Origin of the sequence: Streptomyces sp. KLMMK (assembly GCF_036961605.1) — a bacterium.
GTDB classification, from domain to species: domain Bacteria; phylum Actinomycetota; class Actinomycetes; order Streptomycetales; family Streptomycetaceae; genus Streptomyces; species Streptomyces telluris.
Genome location: NZ_JBAMDC010000006.1, coordinates 40,860 through 59,448, shown reverse-complemented (window position 1 = coordinate 59,448; position 18,589 = coordinate 40,860). Strand labels below are relative to the sequence as shown.

The 18,589-nt window shown below is 70.0% G+C and carries 17 protein-coding genes and 1 pseudogene; 5 read left to right on the top strand and 13 right to left on the bottom strand.

Annotation, left to right across the window (positions count from 1 at the left end; all coding sequences use genetic code 11):
• The first annotated feature begins 886 nt into the window (after positions 1-886).
• Both V7793_RS02445 and V7793_RS02440 read left to right on the top strand, forming a co-directional pair.
• Positions 887-1,933, top strand: a complete 1,047-nt coding sequence (locus tag V7793_RS02445) for a helix-turn-helix transcriptional regulator (protein ID WP_335581187.1) — start codon at positions 887-889, stop codon at positions 1,931-1,933.
• A 170-nt stretch (positions 1,934-2,103) separates the two neighbouring features.
• The gene (locus V7793_RS02440; RefSeq protein ID WP_335581186.1) at positions 2,104-2,559 is read left to right on the top strand and encodes a hypothetical protein; all 456 of its coding nucleotides are present in this window, start codon (positions 2,104-2,106) and stop codon (positions 2,557-2,559) included.
• Here V7793_RS02440 and V7793_RS02435 read toward each other — a convergent pair.
• Positions 2,450-3,082, bottom strand: coding sequence for an ATP-binding protein (locus tag V7793_RS02435; RefSeq protein WP_335581213.1), 633 nt, complete (start codon positions 3,080-3,082; stop codon positions 2,450-2,452). The two genes, V7793_RS02440 and V7793_RS02435, sit on opposite strands and share 110 nt — an antisense overlap.
• Here V7793_RS02435 and V7793_RS02430 point away from each other — a divergent pair, their 5' ends adjacent.
• Positions 3,083-3,358, top strand: coding sequence for a hypothetical protein (locus tag V7793_RS02430; RefSeq protein WP_443057829.1), 276 nt, complete (start codon positions 3,083-3,085; stop codon positions 3,356-3,358).
• 436 nt (positions 3,359-3,794) lie between these two features.
• Here V7793_RS02430 and V7793_RS02425 read toward each other — a convergent pair.
• The 11 genes and pseudogenes from V7793_RS02425 to V7793_RS02370 all read right to left on the bottom strand — a co-directional run.
• Positions 3,795-4,098: pseudogene (locus tag V7793_RS02425) on the bottom strand (IS5 family transposase); the annotation flags it as partial.
• A 19-nt stretch (positions 4,099-4,117) separates the two neighbouring features.
• The gene (locus tag V7793_RS02420) at positions 4,118-5,164 is read right to left on the bottom strand and encodes a DUF4034 domain-containing protein (RefSeq protein WP_335581185.1); all 1,047 of its coding nucleotides are present in this window, start codon (positions 5,162-5,164) and stop codon (positions 4,118-4,120) included.
• Positions 5,165-5,742: 578 nt separating this feature from the next.
• Entirely contained in the window at positions 5,743-7,131 is a 1,389-nt protein-coding gene (locus V7793_RS02415; RefSeq protein ID WP_335581184.1) for a cytochrome P450, read from the bottom strand.
• A gap of 182 nt (positions 7,132-7,313) precedes the next feature.
• On the bottom strand, positions 7,314-7,445 hold the full coding sequence (locus V7793_RS02410) for a hypothetical protein (protein WP_335581183.1): 132 nt from the start codon (positions 7,443-7,445) through the stop codon (positions 7,314-7,316).
• Between the two features lie 1,030 nt (positions 7,446-8,475).
• Positions 8,476-8,841 (bottom strand): hypothetical protein, encoded by a 366-nt coding sequence (locus V7793_RS02400; RefSeq protein WP_335581215.1) that lies wholly within the window; start codon positions 8,839-8,841, stop codon positions 8,476-8,478.
• Positions 8,842-9,462: 621 nt separating this feature from the next.
• Positions 9,463-10,275 (bottom strand): RICIN domain-containing protein, encoded by an 813-nt coding sequence (locus tag V7793_RS02395; protein WP_335581182.1) that lies wholly within the window; start codon positions 10,273-10,275, stop codon positions 9,463-9,465.
• Between the two features lie 51 nt (positions 10,276-10,326).
• Positions 10,327-11,013 carry an ATP-binding protein gene (locus tag V7793_RS02390; RefSeq protein WP_335581181.1) on the bottom strand — a complete coding sequence of 229 codons (687 nt, stop codon included), beginning with the start codon at positions 11,011-11,013 and terminating at the stop codon, positions 10,327-10,329.
• A gap of 535 nt (positions 11,014-11,548) precedes the next feature.
• Complete coding sequence (locus V7793_RS02385; RefSeq protein ID WP_335581180.1) at positions 11,549-11,833, bottom strand: hypothetical protein; 285 nt, start codon at positions 11,831-11,833, stop codon at positions 11,549-11,551.
• A 414-nt stretch (positions 11,834-12,247) separates the two neighbouring features.
• Complete coding sequence (locus V7793_RS02380; RefSeq protein ID WP_335581212.1) at positions 12,248-13,690, bottom strand: eCIS core domain-containing protein; 1,443 nt, start codon at positions 13,688-13,690, stop codon at positions 12,248-12,250.
• Between the two features lie 235 nt (positions 13,691-13,925).
• Positions 13,926-15,020 carry an endonuclease/exonuclease/phosphatase family protein gene (locus V7793_RS02375; RefSeq protein WP_335581179.1) on the bottom strand — a complete coding sequence of 365 codons (1,095 nt, stop codon included), beginning with the start codon at positions 15,018-15,020 and terminating at the stop codon, positions 13,926-13,928.
• Between the two features lie 445 nt (positions 15,021-15,465).
• Entirely contained in the window at positions 15,466-15,678 is a 213-nt protein-coding gene (locus V7793_RS02370) for a hypothetical protein (RefSeq protein ID WP_335581178.1), read from the bottom strand.
• A 443-nt stretch (positions 15,679-16,121) separates the two neighbouring features.
• Here V7793_RS02370 and V7793_RS02365 point away from each other — a divergent pair, with 443 nt between their 5' ends.
• Entirely contained in the window at positions 16,122-16,976 is an 855-nt protein-coding gene (locus V7793_RS02365; RefSeq protein WP_335581211.1) for an arylamine N-acetyltransferase family protein, read from the top strand.
• Positions 16,977-17,033: 57 nt separating this feature from the next.
• On the opposite strand, the gene V7793_RS02360 is transcribed toward V7793_RS02365, so the two are convergent.
• A complete protein-coding gene (locus V7793_RS02360; protein ID WP_335581210.1) occupies positions 17,034-17,972 on the bottom strand; it encodes a helix-turn-helix domain-containing protein in 939 nt (312 codons plus the stop codon).
• A 148-nt stretch (positions 17,973-18,120) separates the two neighbouring features.
• Here V7793_RS02360 and V7793_RS02355 point away from each other — a divergent pair, with 148 nt between their 5' ends.
• Entirely contained in the window at positions 18,121-18,513 is a 393-nt protein-coding gene (locus tag V7793_RS02355) for a cupin domain-containing protein (protein WP_335581177.1), read from the top strand.
• Positions 18,514-18,589 lie beyond the last annotated feature (76 nt).

Below are 18,589 nucleotides of genomic sequence, written 5' to 3'. Positions count from 1 at the left end.
AGCGAGAGCTTCTACTACTGCCCATGGGTTGCAGGCGCCCATGAGGAGCGCGGAGTCGAGGGGCGGGGCGGCCATTTCCGCCGCAACCCGCTTCGTCCCCGGCCCCGAGGCGGCCTCGATCGCCGAGCTGAACGACTTGGCCGAGAGTGGGACCGGCAGGACGACGTTCCCAGGAGCGGGTCCAGGCCCAGGACGATCGCTGAGGGGTTCGCACTCGGATAGCCGCTGCTCATGCCGCTTCCGGAGGAGCCGTTTGAGATGGGGCCGTGCCAGCGCTGAAGCGGTCGCGCTGGAAGCTAGCAAGGCCGCCCAGGCCGAGGCCGAGGCCGAGCCAGCACTGGATGCCCGGGTCCCGGTCCGGCGCCACAGCGTGCGCGCTGAACGACGCCCTGAAATGGTCTCGCCGCAGGGCATGCCGCCTTTCCCTGCGCCTTCAATCCTGCCGACGGATACCTGTCATGCTGGCCTCAGACACAGGCACTTACCGTCCAATCACCCGATCGAGACAGCTGCGGGGTCGGGACCGAGGTGGCGGCCCGCACTGTGTGCATGGTGCATAGAGCGGGCCCTCGACGCCGAGCGCCAGGCCGAGTACGAGCACCAGGACGCCGAGGCAGCACAGGCGGAACGGGCGACGCAGAAGTCCGGCGGCTGGATCATCAGCCTCCGCACCTAACCAGGCAAGCGCCCCGGCCGACCGGCCGAAACCCGGTACCACCGTGCCGACATCCAACGGGACGCACCCGGAGGACTTTCTGGAACAGGCACAACACAGGCCGAGCAGGCCGTTTCACCCCCCTGTGGACATCCGACCACTTCTCGACCTGTGAGGCTCCGCACAGGCCTGCCCCTGGACTGGATTCGAGGTCGGCACCATAGTCGATGCGTGGGCGATGTCGACGGGGTGGCTCGTTGCCTGGAGGCGGCGGTAGGAGAGCGTTTCGTACGGGACGAACTGGCCGCGCTGGTCTCGCAGGCTGTCGCCCCCTGGGTTGCGCACGACGGGCTGCGTCTGTTCGGGATGAATCCGATCACCGGCGCCGTCTCGTTCGGCTTCCTGCACGATTTCAGCCCCGATCTCGTACAGGCGCAGTTGTTCGACGCTTACTTGGGTGACGATGCGTTCAGCCCTGCCGATATCACCCGGCAGCCGAAGGCAGTGGGGCTGTTCGACGGAAACGACCTTTCCATTCCGGGGCACCAGCGTGTGCTGAGCACTCTGGCGGCGTACGGAGCCGGGTCCGAGGTGCGGTTGCTGCTGCGTAACAGCCAGGGGCTGTGGGGCTTGCTGGCCTTGATACGGGAATCGGGCAGAGGACCTTTCGACCAGGACGACGCCGGCCGGCTCGCCCAGCTCTCCCCGCCGCTGATCGCCCTGCTGCGCGGGTACGCAACTGCCGGGCTGTCTCCAAGCGGCGCACCTCTCCCGGCGGGAGTCGTCATCGTCGGTGCCGACCACCAGGTGCGTTCCCTCACTTCCGAGGCACGTGCCTGGATGCGGGAGATCAGTCCGGAACGCGGGCTGGCGCCGGAGTGGATGCCCCATGTGTCGATGCTGGAGATATCTCTGGCCGCGCGGCGCCACCTCGTCGACCCGGGCGCACCGCGCCCGGTCGCCTGCAGCCCCACGGCGTTTCTCGGACGACGGGTCGCCGTTCACGCCCAGCCCCTCGACGAGGACGGCAAGGGAGATGTCGCTGTCGTCCTCCAGGACGCCACCGGCGCCTTGCTCCTGCCCACGTTCGCGGCGTGGCACGGCCTGACCGCCCGCGAGAGCCTGGTTCTCCAGCACTTGTACTCCGGTGCGGCTCCCAAACAGATCGCCCGTAGCCTCAAGGTCTCCCTGCACACCGTCAACACCCACGTAAAGGCGGTGTTCCGGAAGACCGGTGTCAGCGGCCGCGATGCGTTGCTCGCCGCACTCGACTCCTGACCGCTGCTCTGCACCGCTCCGGCATCCCCAATATTGGGGATGCCGGAACATCGTCGGCCGGGGACATAGTCGTGGTGACCGAATACCGAGCAATCAACGGGAGAGAGCCTGTCATGGCACGCACGGTACACAGGAAGACAGTGGGCACGGCGATGATATTGGGCCTAGTGGTGTCCGGCATCGGAGTGGGGACGGCCCAGGCGGCTGGGACGACCCGGCCCGGGAATACGGCTCAGGTACAGACGCGGGCCGAGGCGACGCTGACGGCGGTCGAAGTGACCTTCTACACCACCTACGACAACAAGGACCACGACACGAAGGTCTTCACGTCGGTGACGGACCACACCAACAAGACCATCGGGACTCTGGGCGAGCACTTCGGCGACGACGAGTTCTCGGACGGGGACGCCGACGGTCCGTACGCCCTGAGCCTGACCGAGCCTGCCACGTGGTCGTCCATGCGCGACGGACGGCTGCGCATCAGAATCGAGCCCAACGGCAACGACACCTGGAAGCTCAACGTCCGGTCGACCCTGTTCTTCTCGGACGGTACCCGGCGCCATGCCGACCAGGACAACCTGGCTCCGAGCCAGCGCAACCGCCAGGTGGACGTCCCCATCGCCTGACGGCCGTGGGGGTTCCAGGTGTGGGCCGGCCTGGTCTCCGGCAACGTGGGCCACGATTGCCTGCCGAGCAGGGATATCCAATGACTGAGCCCGTCGCAGCTGTGCGGAAGCTGTCGCCGCGGAGGGCTGATGACTTCCGCATGTGAACCAGGCGGTCGATCATTGCGTCGGTGTCATCGCCGAAGGCGTCCCCCCCCCGGCGGCCGAAGGGCATGTTGCTGGTCACGATCACGGACGCATGTTCACAGCGGCCGGAAATGAACTCGGAGAACAGGCAGGCTGCTTCCGGTCCGAAAGGGGAAGCGGGCCGCGCGGATACGGCCTCGGTGCCGTGGGCGTCACGGGGGGCGCCTTCGTGCTGGAGGCAGGCGGCGAGGCATTCCTCGTGGCTCCATTCCTCCGCCCTTGCTCGCTCGGCGAGGTCGTGGGATGAGGCCGCGAGGTGTGGCCGCGCGCCTCGCCGCCGCCGGGGTCGTGGCCAGGCGCCGTGGTGGACAGGCCCGCGAACCGCCGCGCACGGCAGATGGAAGCCGGAAGCATCGCGGCGGCGTGCGCGGCAGTGGGCGAGGCACTGTGCCAGGTGGCTGCTGTGCGCCCGGCGCAGGCCGGCAACGTCGTGGCCACGGCCACGGCGATGGCAGGAGCCTTGTGGCAGATGGCCGCCCCGGGAACCGAACTGCGCCGTCTCTACGAGTCGGATCCGGAACTCGCCCACGCCGTCGTCGACGTCGCCCCCCGGCTGACCGACATCCTGGACGCAATGCTGCGGGGCTACAGAGCCGACAGCGAAGCCGAGTAGAGGAAGGCCTCAGGCCTCATACGGTGGGCGACCCGCCAGTTGGTACGATCCGCGGCGACATGCCCGACCTGCCGACTGGTGCGCGCCTGCGTGAGCAGGCTTCCGGCGCGCTCCATGAGAGCAAGGGCACGGTCGAAAGCCGGGTCTGCGGTCACCCGGACCGATTCGCGTACGCCTCATCTCCGCGATGCTGCCGGGTCGGCCGCGCCGGCATCACTACGCTGACGGACGGGCCCGCACCGCGACGGGCAGCCTCTCACCGACGTCCGCATGCCTTCCGGGATGCCGTCTTCGGCTGAGCCCGGGCCGAATGGCCACCCGGCCCGCGATGTGATGTCAGGGAGGTCTTCTCAGCGAAATGATCTCGTGAGGTGACTCGTCCCAGGGGATCCCGCCAGCCGGGAAGAGTTTCTACGGCGTCCGGCGGTCGTACTGTGCTGCCCTTGTTCCTCCGGTAGGCGGCCTGGTCGCTCTTCTCCGGCATGACCGCCTTGATCTGACGTTTGCACAGGTAGGCGCGGTTGCGGCGGGATGCGTAGGCCTTGTCGCCTGCGATGGCGTCGGCCGGGCCGGGTGCGGGGGCGGCCGACGGGCAGACGGATGCGCACCTTCTCGAGCACGGGGATGAACCGAAGGTTGCCGCTCGTCCTGGCCGACGGCCAGGACGAGCGGCCGCGGCCGGCAGCCTAGGTCCCTGGCGAGGCGCAGTCGAGCCTTCGGCCCGTACCCCGGCTTCGCCCCCGGCCCTCCGTCCCTCCGTCAGCGGCTCACCTGGCGCGCGCCCCTGATGGCCTCGTTGCGGTAGGCGCAGTAGGCCGGTGCCGGCTTGGTGTAGTGGGTCCAGGGTGTGGCCCCTATCCAGCCGTCCAGCAGGCGGAACTGCTCTACTGCCTCCGCGTACCGCTCCTGCTTCGTCAGCAGGTACGCCAGCAGGTGACGGGCGTCCGCCAGCCAGGGGTGATCCGGGCGGCAAGCCGCCACGTCCAGCAGCGCGGCGTTGACCATGTTGGTGAGGTCGACCGAGCGGTAGGCGACTGCCGGGGCGTCGTCGTCCAGGTGGTGGTACCAGTAGTGCAGCGGCAGCATGGTCATCAGGTTGCCGGGCGGGGCCGTGCGCGCCGCGGTCCACGCGAACTGCAGGGCCAGTTCCTCGGAGCCGTGCCACCTCGGGAACCAGTACCACAGCGCGCTCGAGTGGGCCCCGAAGTGGTACGGGGCGCGGGAGGTGATCTCGGCCCACAACTCCCGCATCTGCTCGTGCGACGCACCCGTGCCCGTGTACAGCGGGATCTGTGCAATGTACGGGGTGGGGTCCTCCGGCGCGGCCAGGGCGACGGCGCGGGTGAAGTCCTCGCGCGCCTCTTCCAGCATCCGGTGGAAGCCTGCGAACTGCTCGGCCGTGGTGTCCTTGGCCCAGGCCGTGCCCCGGATCTGTCCGGCCACGGTCACCTTCGCCTTGGCCTTGACGAGGGCCGCGGCCGGGTCGTCCGGGCGCGCGGCCTCCCAGGCCCGCAGCCAGGCGTCGTCCTTCGCCGCCTCGTGGGCGATGATGCCGGCCAGCGCCGAGCGCCGGTCCCAGTCGGTACCCGTCGCCTCGAGCGCCTGGGCGGCGGGCTGCCAGTCGCCCCGCTCGAGTGCCGCCACCACGGCGATCGCCTCGTGGTCCGCGAAGGACCGGTCCGTGTTCTGCTGCTCCGGCGGCAGCCAGCCCTCGGCGGCCAGCTGAGCGGCGGACGGCGCCGCGCGCCGTTTCCTTCTGAACCAGAGGAAGACGGAGACGGCAATGACGATGATGGACAGGAGCATGAAGGAGGGGATCCGATCGGGTTTGAGCAGTAATGGACAGCCGGTAGGACAAAAGTAGTGGTTCGCGTAGCGGAGCCGCGCAGCGGAGCCGTGTCGGGGATGTCAGCGGTGGCAGGCCGTACCGCCTGCACCACTGCCACTGCCACCGCCACCGCACCGCCTCCTGCATCCGGGCGGTCGATGGCGGCAGCAGGCGGGCGGGCTCCGACCAGGACGGTACCCACCCGGCCTGCACTGTTCCGACCAGGGTCAGTTCGGTGAAGTCGCACGGTCCGAAGTGCAGCGCCGGGCGTAGGAACTCGCGGGCGGCTCGGCGCGAGCGCGTCCTACAGTGGGCGGATGCGTACGGCCAACGTGAGCAGTTGGGATCCGGTCGGCAGAGTGGGAGCTCGTAGGGCGCGCAGAGATGTGTCCACTGGGCAGGGCCCCCACTGTAGGTCTGGCGAATGGCAGCGAGGGGGGCCATATGTGCGATTGAGGGGCCGGCGGGCTGACTGCGGCCGTCGTTCTCCTTGGTGCGGCATGGCATGAACCGGGTCCGTGCATCGTGCGCCGTGCGCCGTGCGCCGTAGCGCTCGTCAGCGGCTCACCGGTGACGAAAGCTGCGGACGCCGCGTGACGGTGATGTGGATGGTGGCGGCCGGGGAGATGGTGATTCCGAAGGCGGCGTCGGCCGGCGCGGCGGCGTGAGGGGTGGCGGTGTAGGCGGGGAGGAGGTGTTCGAGGAGAGTGAGGGCTTCGCGGAGTGCGAACTGGGCGCCGAGGCAGGCTCTGGGGCCGAGGCCGAAGGGGTAGTAGGCGCCGGGCTGGGTGGGCCGGTGGTGGCCGGTGGTGAAGCGGTGGGGGAGGAACCGGTCGGCTTCGGGCCACAAGGCGGGGTCACGGTGGGTGAGGTAGGGGCAGGCGAGAACAGTGGTGCCGGCCGGGATGTGGTGACCGGCGACGATGTCGTCCTCGGTGGCGTGACGAGGCAGGAGCCAGGCCACCGGGTACAGGCGCAGGGTTTCACTGACCAGAGCTTGGAAGGCGCGGTTGAGGTCCGCGCTGCCCGTGGGGCCCGCCCGCAGGGCGCGGGCCCGTTCCTCCGGGTTCTGGTCGAGAAGCAGGTGCAGCCAGATGAGGGTGTTGGCGGTGGTCTCCTGGCCGGCGACGAGAAGGGTGATCACTTCGTCACGGATGAGGTGGTCGGGCCAGGAGTGGTCGTCCGCGGCGCGGATGAGGGAATGCAGGAGTGCGGGGCCGCCGGGAGGGGCGGGTGTGATGCGTGCGTCGGCGATGGCAGCATCGACGATGCTGTGGATGGTGACGAGGTGTTCGCCGAGGTCGGGCTGGTGCCCATCGGGAGGCGGCAGCAGGGGCAGCGCGGTGAGGATGACGTCCAGGGCGCCCAGAATACGGATAGTGTCGGTGGTGGCGCCCTGCCCTGTGAGAGCCCGCCAGATGACATCGAGGGCGTAGAAGCGTATGTCGGCCGTGAGGTCACGAGGCTCCCCGCTGTCCGCGTGGTGGCCCCATCGGGCGGCGAGGTGCCGTGCCGCGTCCTGCATGGCCGAGGTGAAGCGGCGGATTCCCTGACCCGTGAAATAGCTCTGCAGGAGGCGCCGTTGGCGTTTCCACGGCTCGCCGGCGGCAGTGAGGACTCCGTCACCCAGGAGCGCCCGTGCCCGGTGTGACCTCTTGGGGTAGCGGTCCGGGTTGAGGGCCAGAACGTGCTGGATTCCTGCGGGGTCGGTGAGGAGCACGGTCGATTTCGACCCCAGCCGGAGCAGGCTGACAGGGCCGAGCGTGTGCGCCAGACGCAGCAGATCGATCAGTTCGCCACCGCCTTGGCGCCACTGCTGGATGTGTTCGACGGCGAGTTCAGGAGGTGCGGTGGGGACTGACGGGCCGGCAGGCGTGTGCGGGGAGGGGCCCGGGGCGGCGGTCGTGGTCGCGCAGGGCTCTTCTGAGGGCAGGGACGGCGACATGGCCACGGATCATATCGCTGTATGATGACTTTGGTGCGATGTGCTACCGCCCGGCGCCGGCGCCCTGGACGTTTCAGTTGCCGCGGCGTATCCGGTGGCCTTGCGGGCTCCTGTCCGCCGCTCCCGCCACCACCGCAGGCCGGCGAGGCCTACCACCTTGCCTGTCTGCTGCGAGCGTGCCATCAAGCAAACGCCTCGGCGGTCCGGTCGGCGGGGAGGATCCTGGTCCGCAGCAGGGACATCGCTGGGGCGTCGAAGAGCGCGGCCGCCGACCGCATCAGCATCCCGGTCTCCGCGGGGCGGTGGTCGATCATGTGCACCGGACTGCCCTGCCGGGCAGGCCCGGCAGGGCGAGAGCAGCGACGGCTCCAGCGGAGGGCCCGCGCCCAAGTCGACACGGCCCGGCTCGATGTACTGGCCGTACGGTGAGAGCAGCGCAAAGTCGGCCTCACGCATCGGGCCCCGTCAGTGCGTCGGCGATCACGTCGATGCCGCCCGGAACCCTGCAGCTCAGCCACGAAGGCGGTACCGCGCGAGGACGTGGCCCGCACCGCTCCGAGTCCGAGGTGGCGCAGCGACTGCTGCTCGGTCTTCGTCCCGGCCGCGGCGTAGACGGTGGCGCCGATCCGCCGGGCGAGGTGGAGGCCGGAAGTCAGTGCACGGACCCCCACTCGCACGACGACCCCGTGCACTGACTGCCGGCCTGGATACGGATGGAGTGCCGCTCATGTCCGGGCGGTGCCACTACGCCACTACGCCACTACACCCAGCAGGTCGTGGCAGTTGAGCACGGCGTGAGCGACGGCGATCCCCACCTCGCCCGGACCGGGGCGCCCCCACCAGGATCCTGCCCGTCGTGTTCGAGGTGGGTAACCCGGCGTTCTCGACCAGCCGGGTCGGTGTCACCGTCACGGACCGTCGCGGGCGACGTGGTGACGCGCACCGGCGCCGTCATCGGCTCACCCGGTTCATGTCGCCCGAGCAGGTGCGAGGGAGACGCGTCACCCCGGCCAGTGGCGTCTTCTGCCTGGGTGCGGTCCTTGCGTGCGCCGCCACGGGGCGGATGCCGTTCGGGGACAACGCGAGTGGTGTCCATGCCCTGTTGTTCCGGGTCGCTCAGGAGGAGCCGGCTCCGGACGGACTCCCGCCCGGGCCGCTCCGCGACCTGATCACGGACTGCCTGGCCAAGGAAACTGCCCTCCGGCCGTCGGTCCCCGAAGTGCTGGCCCGTACGCGTGACGACCCCGACGCGCCCGGTGCCTGGCTGCCCGGCGCGCTCACCGCACACCTCGGCCAGCACGCCGTTCGCCTGCTGGTACGCGCTTCCCTGCTGAACAGGGCCGGTCAGTTCTCCACCGGCCACTCCAGCGGCTTCTTGGTGAAGCCCCGGGTCAGTTCCACTGCGGCGGCCTTCTGGCCCTCCGGGATGAGGAAGGCGGTGCAGATGTTCTCCGACTGGCCGGGCCCGAGCTGCTTGCTGCTCTGGGGCTCGGGGCAGTTCGGCCACTTCGCCTCGCCCATCAGGACGAGGAGAGCCCGTGTGCGCTGGCCCGCATTCGTCCTGACGACCAGGTCGTTGTCCATGTCGCCGAGCTCCATGGGTGTACCGCTCTTGTGCGTGAGCGTCGACCAGACGTAGACGGGGATCTTCGGCCCGTCCTTGTCGTCCTTCTTCAGGCCGGAATTATCCATGTCGGCCTTGGTGCCCATCTGTGCCTTGGTCGGCGTGACCGTGTACTTGGCATCCGATGACTTCTGCTTGGAGCTTTCCTGCTCGGGGCTCGTCTCACCCAGACGGTAGGTCGTCTTCTCATCGGACGTGCCTGCACCGGAATGCGACGAGTGGGAGCCGGAACTACCCCGGCGCTTGCCCGAACCCGAGTCGCTGCAACCGGTGAGAGCCACCGCCAGAGCAAGGGCGCCTGCCGCTGCCGGTACGGCGCGAGTCCACGTACGCATGTCGTCTCACTTTCCCCGTTGAACGTTCTTGCCGGTGACGGAGGCGAGCACCCGCATCACCTGAAACGGCGGCAGGAACGCGGGGACAAGTCCCGCGAGAACGCGACCCGTACGTGTACGGCATCCGCTGAAACGGCGACAGCGGTACGGGGAGGGGCGTCGGCCCACGACATCGACGGCGAGACCTTACAGCAGCAAGGGAGAGGCCCCGAAATCCCGCCGCGCAACTCGACGCGCTCCGCCCGATACCGGACTCCGGAACCGCCGGTGCGGGATGCCGACGTCGTTTTTGGGCCGGAACCGCCGCCCGGGACGGCTGAATGGCTTTCCCGCACGGCTGATGAGCGTTCCCGAGTTGCTCAGGGATGTTGCTCAGGGATTTCTGACGGTCCACTTCCGGGCCGGGCCCGCTCCTGCCTGCTGAAGGCGCAGGGCGTCACCGGGGCCGACGCCCAGGGTCTGTCCGGAGCCCTTCAAGGTGAGCGTGTAGGCGGCGCCGTCGGCGGCCACCAGCCACTGCTGGCTGTCCGTTCCGGCGCACGGCTGCTGAGTCACCCCGCCGGTGGGCGCGGCGGTGTCGGCCTGAAGGCATTTGCCGGAGTGGACCGCCGTGATGCGGACGTAGCCGCCGCCTGCGTTGGTGAGGATCCATCGCTGGTTGGGGTTGCCGGTGGGCTGGTAGGCGATGACCACCGCGCCGTTGTCGCGGGAGGCCGCCGTGACGTCCGCGACCTTGCCGGTGTCGCTGATCAGCATGTACGGCCCGCCCAGGAGCACCGCGGCGGGCGCACTGGGGGCGGCGGAGGGAGTGTTCGAGGGGGAAGGGCGGCCGGTGGAGCCGGGCGTGGCGGTGTCGACGGGTGCCGGTGACTGGGCGGCGGGGGCGGCGTCCTGGTCGCTGTCACCGAGTACCAGCGCACCGACCGCGAGACCGGCGGCCGCGCAGGCGGCGATGGCCGCGATGGGTATCCACACCCGCCGGGGCCGGCGTGTCGGCGGGCCGGGCTCGCGGGGTGGTGCCGGTTCGGGGTCGATGCGGGGCAAGGGCTTGGTCGCGTCGACCGGGTTCTCGGGTGGGGTGTGGCCGTATTGCTGCCAGGCTCCCGGGGAGAGGACCTCAGTCGCGTCCGGGTCGAACGGCGAGGGCTGATAGGGCGGCGTCGCGGGCTGTTGCGGATGGTTCACTACGGCTCCGGCTGTCGTGTCCTGGCCAAACAGGTCCGACCCTATCCCCCGTCAGATCGACCACCGCCTGCGCCTGGTCCCGGCGGTGGCGGTGGCAGCAATGCACGGGAGCGTGGCCGGCCACTGGTCGCCGGCCCCGTGCCTTCCGGGCGACGCGATGTCCGCGACGTCCCCGGCCGGCCGTTGCTCGGGGCTTGCACCGTCATGCCGTTCCCCGCGCGACGATGCCGTGCCAATGGAGTGCCGCGATGGCGGGGTGGTGCGCCGGGCGGCGCCGGTCTCTGTCCGGGGTCCTTCGGATGTGCGAATGCGGGGCACGAAGGGGCGAGGGAGCGGCGCCGTCGGGTACTGGGCGCGGATGGTGAACCAGACGGTCTTGCCGTCGGGCAACGGCTGTACGCCCCAGCTGTCGCTGAGCGCCGCGATCAACGCCAGCCCGCGCCCTGGCTGAGTGGCGGGATGAACACCGAGCAGCGCGGCCAGGTCGGTGTTCCGGTCCGTCAGGGAGACGGTCAGCTCTTGGCCCGACCGGTGCAGCTGCAGGGTGCATCGCTTGTCGGGGCCGGCATGCCGGTGGACGTTGGCCAGGAGTTCATGTACGCCCAGCCGCACCGGTCGCATCAGCGGCTCCAGTTGCCAGTAGCGCAGGTGTGCGGTGACGATCCGCTCGACCTGGGGCAACCGCCCCGATCGGACCTCCAGGTGCAGAATGTAGTGGTGGTCGGCCAGGGCGTTCATGGTCGCTGCTGCCTCCTTCGCCGCCGGGAGACCACTGGGTGTGCGCGGTCTTCCTCACCTCGCCGTAGAGGCATGGGATGGTCCCGGCGCGCGCCTCCGCCCCCTGGAGCGGCCCGTACCCGTCTTTTTCGTCGGCCGCCGCCGACGGCCGATCTCACAGGCTGTCCTTATTCGGTGTATTCCTTGTATTCCCTGTATTCCTTGCAAATGTCGAATTTGTCAGGATCGCGCAGCCCGTCATGTTCCCGCAACGTCACGCCTGTGCCTTGCACACCGTGACACTTTCCGCGCGTCCGCTGCCGGGCGCACGGCTTCGGCAGGGCGGGGAGGCCATGACCTGGTGCCGGTGCCTGCCGTCCGGGAGAGGGGAGGAGGAGCGGGAGGAGGGGGAGGAGGGGGAGGAGGGGGAGGAGGGGGAGGAGGGGGGAGAGGCCGGGGCCGCCGTTCCTGTTGGACCGGGTCCCCGAGCGACGGTGGCAGGCCCGAGGGCGGCCCGGGCTCCGGAGGGAAGGGGGCCGGCTGTGGTCGGCCCGGCTCACGCCGTGGGGCCCTGCCCCGTGACCTCGGCCATCCAGCCGTACGGCAGCGCGTCCCCGTCCACCGTCACTTTTTCGAGGGCCTGCGTCTCGGGGTCGATCTCCGCTTGGATGCCCTCGCCCTCGTAGCGAGGGAAGCCCGAGACTCCCATCTCGCCCGTGGCCTCGACTGTCGCGGTCCGCAGGGCAGCGCCGTGGTCAGGGTGGTGCTCCTCATCGGTGACCCGGGGTTTGAGGGCGATGGTGTAGCGGCTCGGAGTGGAGTGGGTGGGCTGCGGGCTCATGGTCCGTCAGGCTAGCCGCCGGGGCGGGTGAAGTCCCGGAAGCCGCGGGGCCCATCGGGGGCGGCGGTCGTCGACCGCTGTGGCGCGGGCCCTTCACCGGGCCCCTCACCGGACCGCGTACGGGGGCGGTCCCTCGCGGTGAACGGCGCCACGCCGTCCCGGGCCGAGGAACGGTGACCAGGACGGCGGTCTGCTCTGCTGTCTCCGCCGGGCGGCTCGTCAGCCGTCCGGGATGGCAGCGGCGCCGTTCGAGAGCAGGTGGTGGCAGCGGGGCCGGCCGCCGCTCCCATAGATCGTCGGAACAAGAACAAGATCAGCACGCGCCCCGGACACACACCCTGCCGACCAAGATTGTCGAGTGCAAGACCCGCAGCCCGACTCGTTCTGAAGCGATCAGTAAAGCTTGCCCGTCGGTCAGCGCGTTCCGGGGGCGAAGCTGACGCCCTCGTCGTTGAGCTGGTGCCGGACCACGAACGCCTCCACCGGGTCGGTCGGCCAGACCGATCCCTGCTTTCGCAGTGCCTCCAAGTACTGCTGGTTCTGCGGTGCGTCGGTCAGGATGACGTTCTGGTTCCCCTTGGCCAGCCATGGGTTGTCCGACAGACGTATCCGGTGTTCGAGGTTCAGTGGCTCGAATGCCTCCGTGCCGTTGGCGCGGATGACCTTGATCTGCAGTGTGCCGGTCGGGTTGAGCCGGGCGTCGCCTGCAGCGGCGAGCTGGTTCTCCACGGCCTGAAGGGCCGGGTCGGCCCGCAGCCGGCGCATCACCTTGCCCTGCAGTCCGCCGAAGTCGTTGCGCGCGAGGTCGCGGGCCTCACGCAGGATGGCGTTGCCCCTGGCCCGCTGCTGCGGGGACAGATTGGGGGCGTCGCCGACCTCTGCGCGCAGCGCAGCGAAATCGGTGCTGAGCGTGGCCAGCCGGGCCCGGCCCGGAGTGGCCCGCTCCGCGGCCAGGGTCTGGTTGATGACACCCGGAAGGCGTTCGTTGGCGAGCTGCTCGTAGCGGGCGACGAGTCCGGGGTTCGAGACCCGGATGTAGCGGGTTTGCGGGGCGCCGCGGGCCCCTCGGACCTCGGGGGCCGGCTTCACGAGGCCTTTGGACGCACTACCCGGCTTCATGCCGGCCAGCCCCTTGGCCATGCCGGAGACGAAGGTGTCCCGGACGGTCTGTTGGCCGGCCTCCTTCTCCGCCTCGATCTTGGACTCCGGGCCTACCCTGCCTTCGCTGATGAACCGGTTTTCCTGATACGGATGCGGGACGAGGACGTTGTCGATGACGACGGGCTCCTTGGTGTCCGCCTCGCGGTGGGGCAGCGTGCCGTTCCTCTCCAGCTCCCTCTCCAGGTCGCGGGGCGGGATCCTGCTGGGATCCATCGGGCCCCGGCCGAGCTCCAGGACGAGCTGGGCGAAGGTCTTGCCGGTCCGCTTTTCGAGTTCGCTGCGGACCTGGGAGTCGGTTCGTCCGTCCCGCTCCGGGCTCTCCTGCCGCGCGACGATCACACGGCCCGAAGCGTCGTACTGGACGACGTGAGCGAGCTCGTGCGCCAGGAGACGCCGGCCCGCAGGGCCGTGCACGGATACCCCGCGGCCGAGGACGATGTCCCGCCCGAAGCTGTACGCCCGTGCCCCCAAGGCCCGGGCCAGCTCGGAAGCCTCATGTCCGCTGTGGACGCGAACGCCACTGAAATCGTGTCCGAAGGCCCCTTCCATCTCTGTCCGCACCGAGGGGTCCAGGGAGCGTCCGCAGTTTGCCGGTACAACGCCCCTGTTTGCCGGTACAACGCCCCTGTCCGGTGTGTGGCGCTCTACAGGATGTCCCGCCGGTGCCCGCGTTCTCGTGGAACCCGCCCTGCCCATCTCCGCCAGAGCGCGGTCGGCAAGCGCGTCCGCTCCCCGCTCCGCAAGGCCGCCGGGTCTGGTGATCGCCGGGCTGCGCGGCGTCCACGTCGTCTCTCCCTGGCCCGCGGCGGAGGCCGGGGCACGGTAAGCGCGCACAAACGAGGACATGGGGAAACCTCCCACGCCGTACGGCAAGGAGTTCAGCAGCCTGGCCTCTCCGAGCGCTGCTCGGGGCGGTTTCGGTGGGTCGTCCTCACAAGTCGAGGTCTGCGTAGAGGGCGGCGTGGTCGGAGGCCTGGGTGCTCTTGTCCTTCACGCCGTCGAACGGTGTGACGCCCGGGAGCTTGGCGGAGATGCCGCGGCGTTCCAGGCCCACCGACTGCACCGTGTCCCACAGCTCCGGCGAGAACATCAGGTAGTCGAGCTTGTCGGTGAGGCGGTCGTCGTGCACGTGGGTGCCGAAGCCTCCTCGGTAACTGGGGTGGGTCATCGCGTCCCGCAACCCCGTGGCCAGGAGGAGCGAGAGCGGTACGCTCTCGAAGCCGTCGTTGAGGTCTCCGGCGACCACCACACGTGCGGAGCGTTCGAGCGCTGCCCGGTAGAGCGCGGCGACCCGCTCGGCCTGGCGCAAGCGCTGGTCGAAGCCACCGCCGATCTTGCTCTTGAAGTGGTTCCCCAGGAGCCACAACGGCTCTCCGCGGCCCAGATCGATCTCGAACTCCGGGCAGTCCCGGCTGAAGATCACCCGGGAGCCCTTGGTGTCGGAGAAGTGCGAGCGGAGGGAGGTGACGGGACGCCGGCTGAGGAGCCCGACATCGATGCCGCGGCTGTCGTTACCGTCGATCAGCAGGTTGTACCGGTAGGGGCGTGCGCCCAACTCGCCCTGCAAAACCTGAGTGTTGAAGCGGTCCAGTGTGACCCGGTCCTCGATCTCGACGACCAGCAGCACGTCGGCATCCACCGCGGCGATCACCTTGGCGACGCTCTTGACGGCAGCCCAGGTGAGGTCGTCGCGGGCGAGCTCGGCCCAGCCCACCCAGTCCAGCCGCCCTTTGGCCCTGACCTGGAGCTTCCCGTCCTCCGTCTTGAGCAGCTTCGCTCCGCCACGGGGCTGGTTCAGCACGATGGTCCTGGTGGTCTTCTTGTCGTCGGAATCGGTGCTGTGGGCCTGGAGAATGGTGAGGATGTCCGTCTTGTCGACGTCGGTGTATTCGCGGTGGTCGAGGGTATCGACGAGCTTCTTGAAGGAGTCGACGACGTCCTTGCGCTTCGTGTCGTTCTCGATGCCGAAGGCGGCGGGCCGCCGGAACAGGTTCTCGGCGTTGAAGGTGGCGATGCGGACGCTCATGGCGCCTCCTTCCACATTTCCGATTCTCCGGCGGCACGCCTTGGCTGTCGAACGGAGCGGGTCGCTCCCGGTAGCGCGGCACGTCCCACGCCATGGCGCCACCTGACTACGGGCTTCTGCCGACCGGTTCATCAGGAGCCGGGACAGGGACGGCGGGGCGGCGGCCCAGTCGTTCAGGGCGAAGCAGAACAGGGCCTTGACCAGGAAGAACGCCCCCAGGCAAGGGCTCACCGGGGTGTGGCCGGCGGCCCGGGCGGCCGAAGCCGACCAGCCCCTGCGCCGCCATCGCGCAGCACACGCTGGGATACGCGGCGTGGCAGGACCCTCCCGGTGGTTCTTCCACTGCGGCGACGGCGCCGCGTACCTGGGCCCGGTCGGGGCCACCTGATGCGACGGCCCGCAGGCGCCGAGTGGAGCCTGCCGCCTGCCGTAACTTGCCGGGCGTTCAGCCGCTGACGTACCGGTAGTGGGTGGTCAGCCGGCCGCGGTCGTCCAATACGTGGAAGGCGACCGCCGGCGACTGGTCGAGGTGGACGTGTTCCAGAGGGCGCGCCGGGTGCTCCCAGGGGAGTCGGATCGCGAAGGCGACGCCCGGCGCCACCAGCAAGGGCAGCCCGGCGAACGTGCTCGCCGTCGCCGGCGTCACCACTGCGGCCATGGAGGACCCCGGGCACGACCTCTACCGCGAGGTCGTCCGGCGTTCCGGACTCACACCCCTCCCGCTCCCCGTCGACGAGCACGGAGCCCGCGTCGATGGGCCGACCCATGGCACGGGATCGGTGTTCTTGACTCCCGCGCACTCCATCACGACGCCACTGGTCGCCCCCAGGGTTTGCTGATCGGGTTCGCGGCCCCGCCGGAACACGCCTATCCGGCCGCCCTCGACGCGCTGCTCACCGTTCTGTCCGAGCACGCCGGCGCCGGGGCCGTTCCCTTCGGAAGCCGTCACACGGCCTCCTCGGGCAGCCCGGTCGACCCACCTAGGACCAATGACCGAGGCCGGTACCGGCTACGGACAGATGTCTCGGGACGGGCCCGCCGCGTACCGTCGGGATCATGATCGATCGGCTCATGGACGATCGACTGACCAGCGAAGGAAGCATGACGCACATGAGCCCCACGTACGACTGGAGCGGCGACTCCCTGGACCTCGACGCCTATCTGGACCGCATCGGGTATCGCGGGGAGCGGGCCGCGACGCTGGACGTGTTGCGCGGGCTGCAGCGGGCGCACGTCACGTCGATACCGTTCGAGAACTTCGACGCCGTCCTCGGCGTTCCGATCCTGCTGGATCTCGAGTCCGTACAGGGCAAGCTCGTGCACGGCGGTCGCGGCGGCTACTGCTTCGAGCACGTCACGTTGTTCGCAGCGGCCCTGGAGCGGCTGGGCTTCCGGTTCACCGCGTTGAGCGGGCGCGTCATGCTCGGTTCCCCCAAGATCCTGCCTGCCACTCACGCGCTGCTGGCCGTGTCGGCGGCCGACGACGAGCGGCTGTGGCTGTGCGACGTCGGCTTCGGCAGCGGGCCCCTGGAGCCGATCGAGCTGGCGGACGGCGTCGAGGCCGACTTCGACGGATGGGGCTTCCGGCTGGAGCGGCGTCCAGGGGCGCTGGGCTTCGACGACTGGTGGCTGCACCAGCGCCGCGAGGGCAACTGGCTGGACCGGCACACCTTCACCTTGAACCCGCAGTACCCGATCGACTACGTCGTCGGCAGCCACTACGTCTCCACCCACTCGCGCTCCCCCTTCGTCAAGCGCCTCTTCGCGCAGGCGTTCAGCGCCACTCACCACGACCGGCTCGACGCGACGACGTGGACCACCTTCCGGCCCGACGGGTCGTACACCGAGCGGAAGATCGAGCCGGCCGATCTCGGGCGCGTACTGGCGGAGGACTTCGGCATCACTGTGAGCCCCGAGGACGAGGCCCGTCTCCGCGACGGGCTCGACCAGGCCTGAGAGTCCGGCGAGGCGCGGATCGTTCGGGACGTTCGGGACGTTCGGATGTCGCCTCCCTCATGCCCTTCCATGGCCGAACCGCTGCCGGTACGCCGAGGGCGTGAGCCCTCTCTCGCGACGCATCAGCGCCCGCAGGTTGGCAGCCGTGCCCAGCCCGCTGCGCCGCGCGACGGTCTCCAGGGACATGGATCCCCGTTCGATGAGACGGCACGCCAGAGCGAGGCGCTCCCGGGTGAGCCAGGCCAGGGGAGTGGTGCCGAGCTGGGCCCGGAAGCGACGGTGCAGCGTGGCCGGGCTGACCGCGGCGCGCGCCGCCAGGTCGGACACGGTCAGTGCCGTCTCCAGGTGCTCCTGGGCCCAGGCCAGGACGGGCCCGAGGGACTCATCGGGGAGCTCGGGGACGGGACGTTCGATGAACTGCTGCTGCCCGCCGTCCCGGTGGGCGGCGAAGACCAGGCGCCGGCTGACGGAATTGGCGACGTCGGCGCCGTGGTCGAGCCGCACGATGTGCAGCCCGAGGTCGAGCGCGGCCGCGCTGCCCGCGGCGGTGAGGATGTCCCCGTCGTCGACGAAGAGCACGTTCTCCTCCAGGCGGACGCGGGGGAAGCGGGCCCGGAAGGAGTCGGCCCACTGCCAGTGCGCCGTGGCCCGGCGCCCGTCGAGGACCCCGGCCTCGGCGAGGGTGAAGGCGCCGCTGCACAGGCCGACCAGCCGCGCGCCGCGCGCGTGCGCCCGCCGGACGGCGTCGAGCACGGCGGGACGGCGGGGGACGTCCACGTCCGGACGGTTGGGGACGATCACGGTGTCCGCCGCGTCGGCCGCCTCCAGGCCGGCGACTCCCGTGAGAGTGAAGAACCCGTCGCGCATCACGGTGCTGGGCTCGGGGGAGCAGAGCCCGAAGTCGTACAGCGTGCGGCCGATCTCGGGCCGGTGCAGGCCGAAGATCTCGGTCGTGCAGCCCAGCTCGAAGGGGTTGGAGTTCTCGTCCACGATCACGACGACGCGGTGCGGGCCCGCCGCCGGAGCTTGGCGTGCGTGACGGGCGTGGTGTGCCTGGCGTGCATGGAAGGTGTGCGAGGATTCTTGCGGCATGTGCGATTCCTAGCACTCACCCGGGGCGCGCTCAACCGGCGACGATGCCTGCATGAGCAAGGAACCCCTCGACCTCGGCGAAGCCCTCGCGTCCTTCGACGCCTTCTGGAGTCCCCGCATCGTCACACACGTCAACGACTACGACGTCCGCGTGGCGAAAGTCCGCGGCGAACACCTCTGGCACGCCCACGACGACACCGACGAGTTCTTCCTCGTCCTGGAAGGAGAGCTGAGCATCTCCCTGCGGGAGACGGCCGGGGAGCGCACGGTCCGGCTGCCGAAGGGCGCCGTCTTCACCGTGCCGAAGGGCACGGAGCACAAGCCGTTCTCCGCAACCGGCGCCGCGATCCTCCTCTTCGAACCGACCGGGACGCCGACGGTCGGCGACCGCCACGACGAGATCCCCGGCCACGTCGACGCGACGACGGGGCACCCTCTCGACTGATGAGGCCCGTTCGCCCGGCGGCCGCTCCGAGGGTGCGCGGCGCGCGGCGACCGTGGCGTCGTGGCCCCCGTTCCCC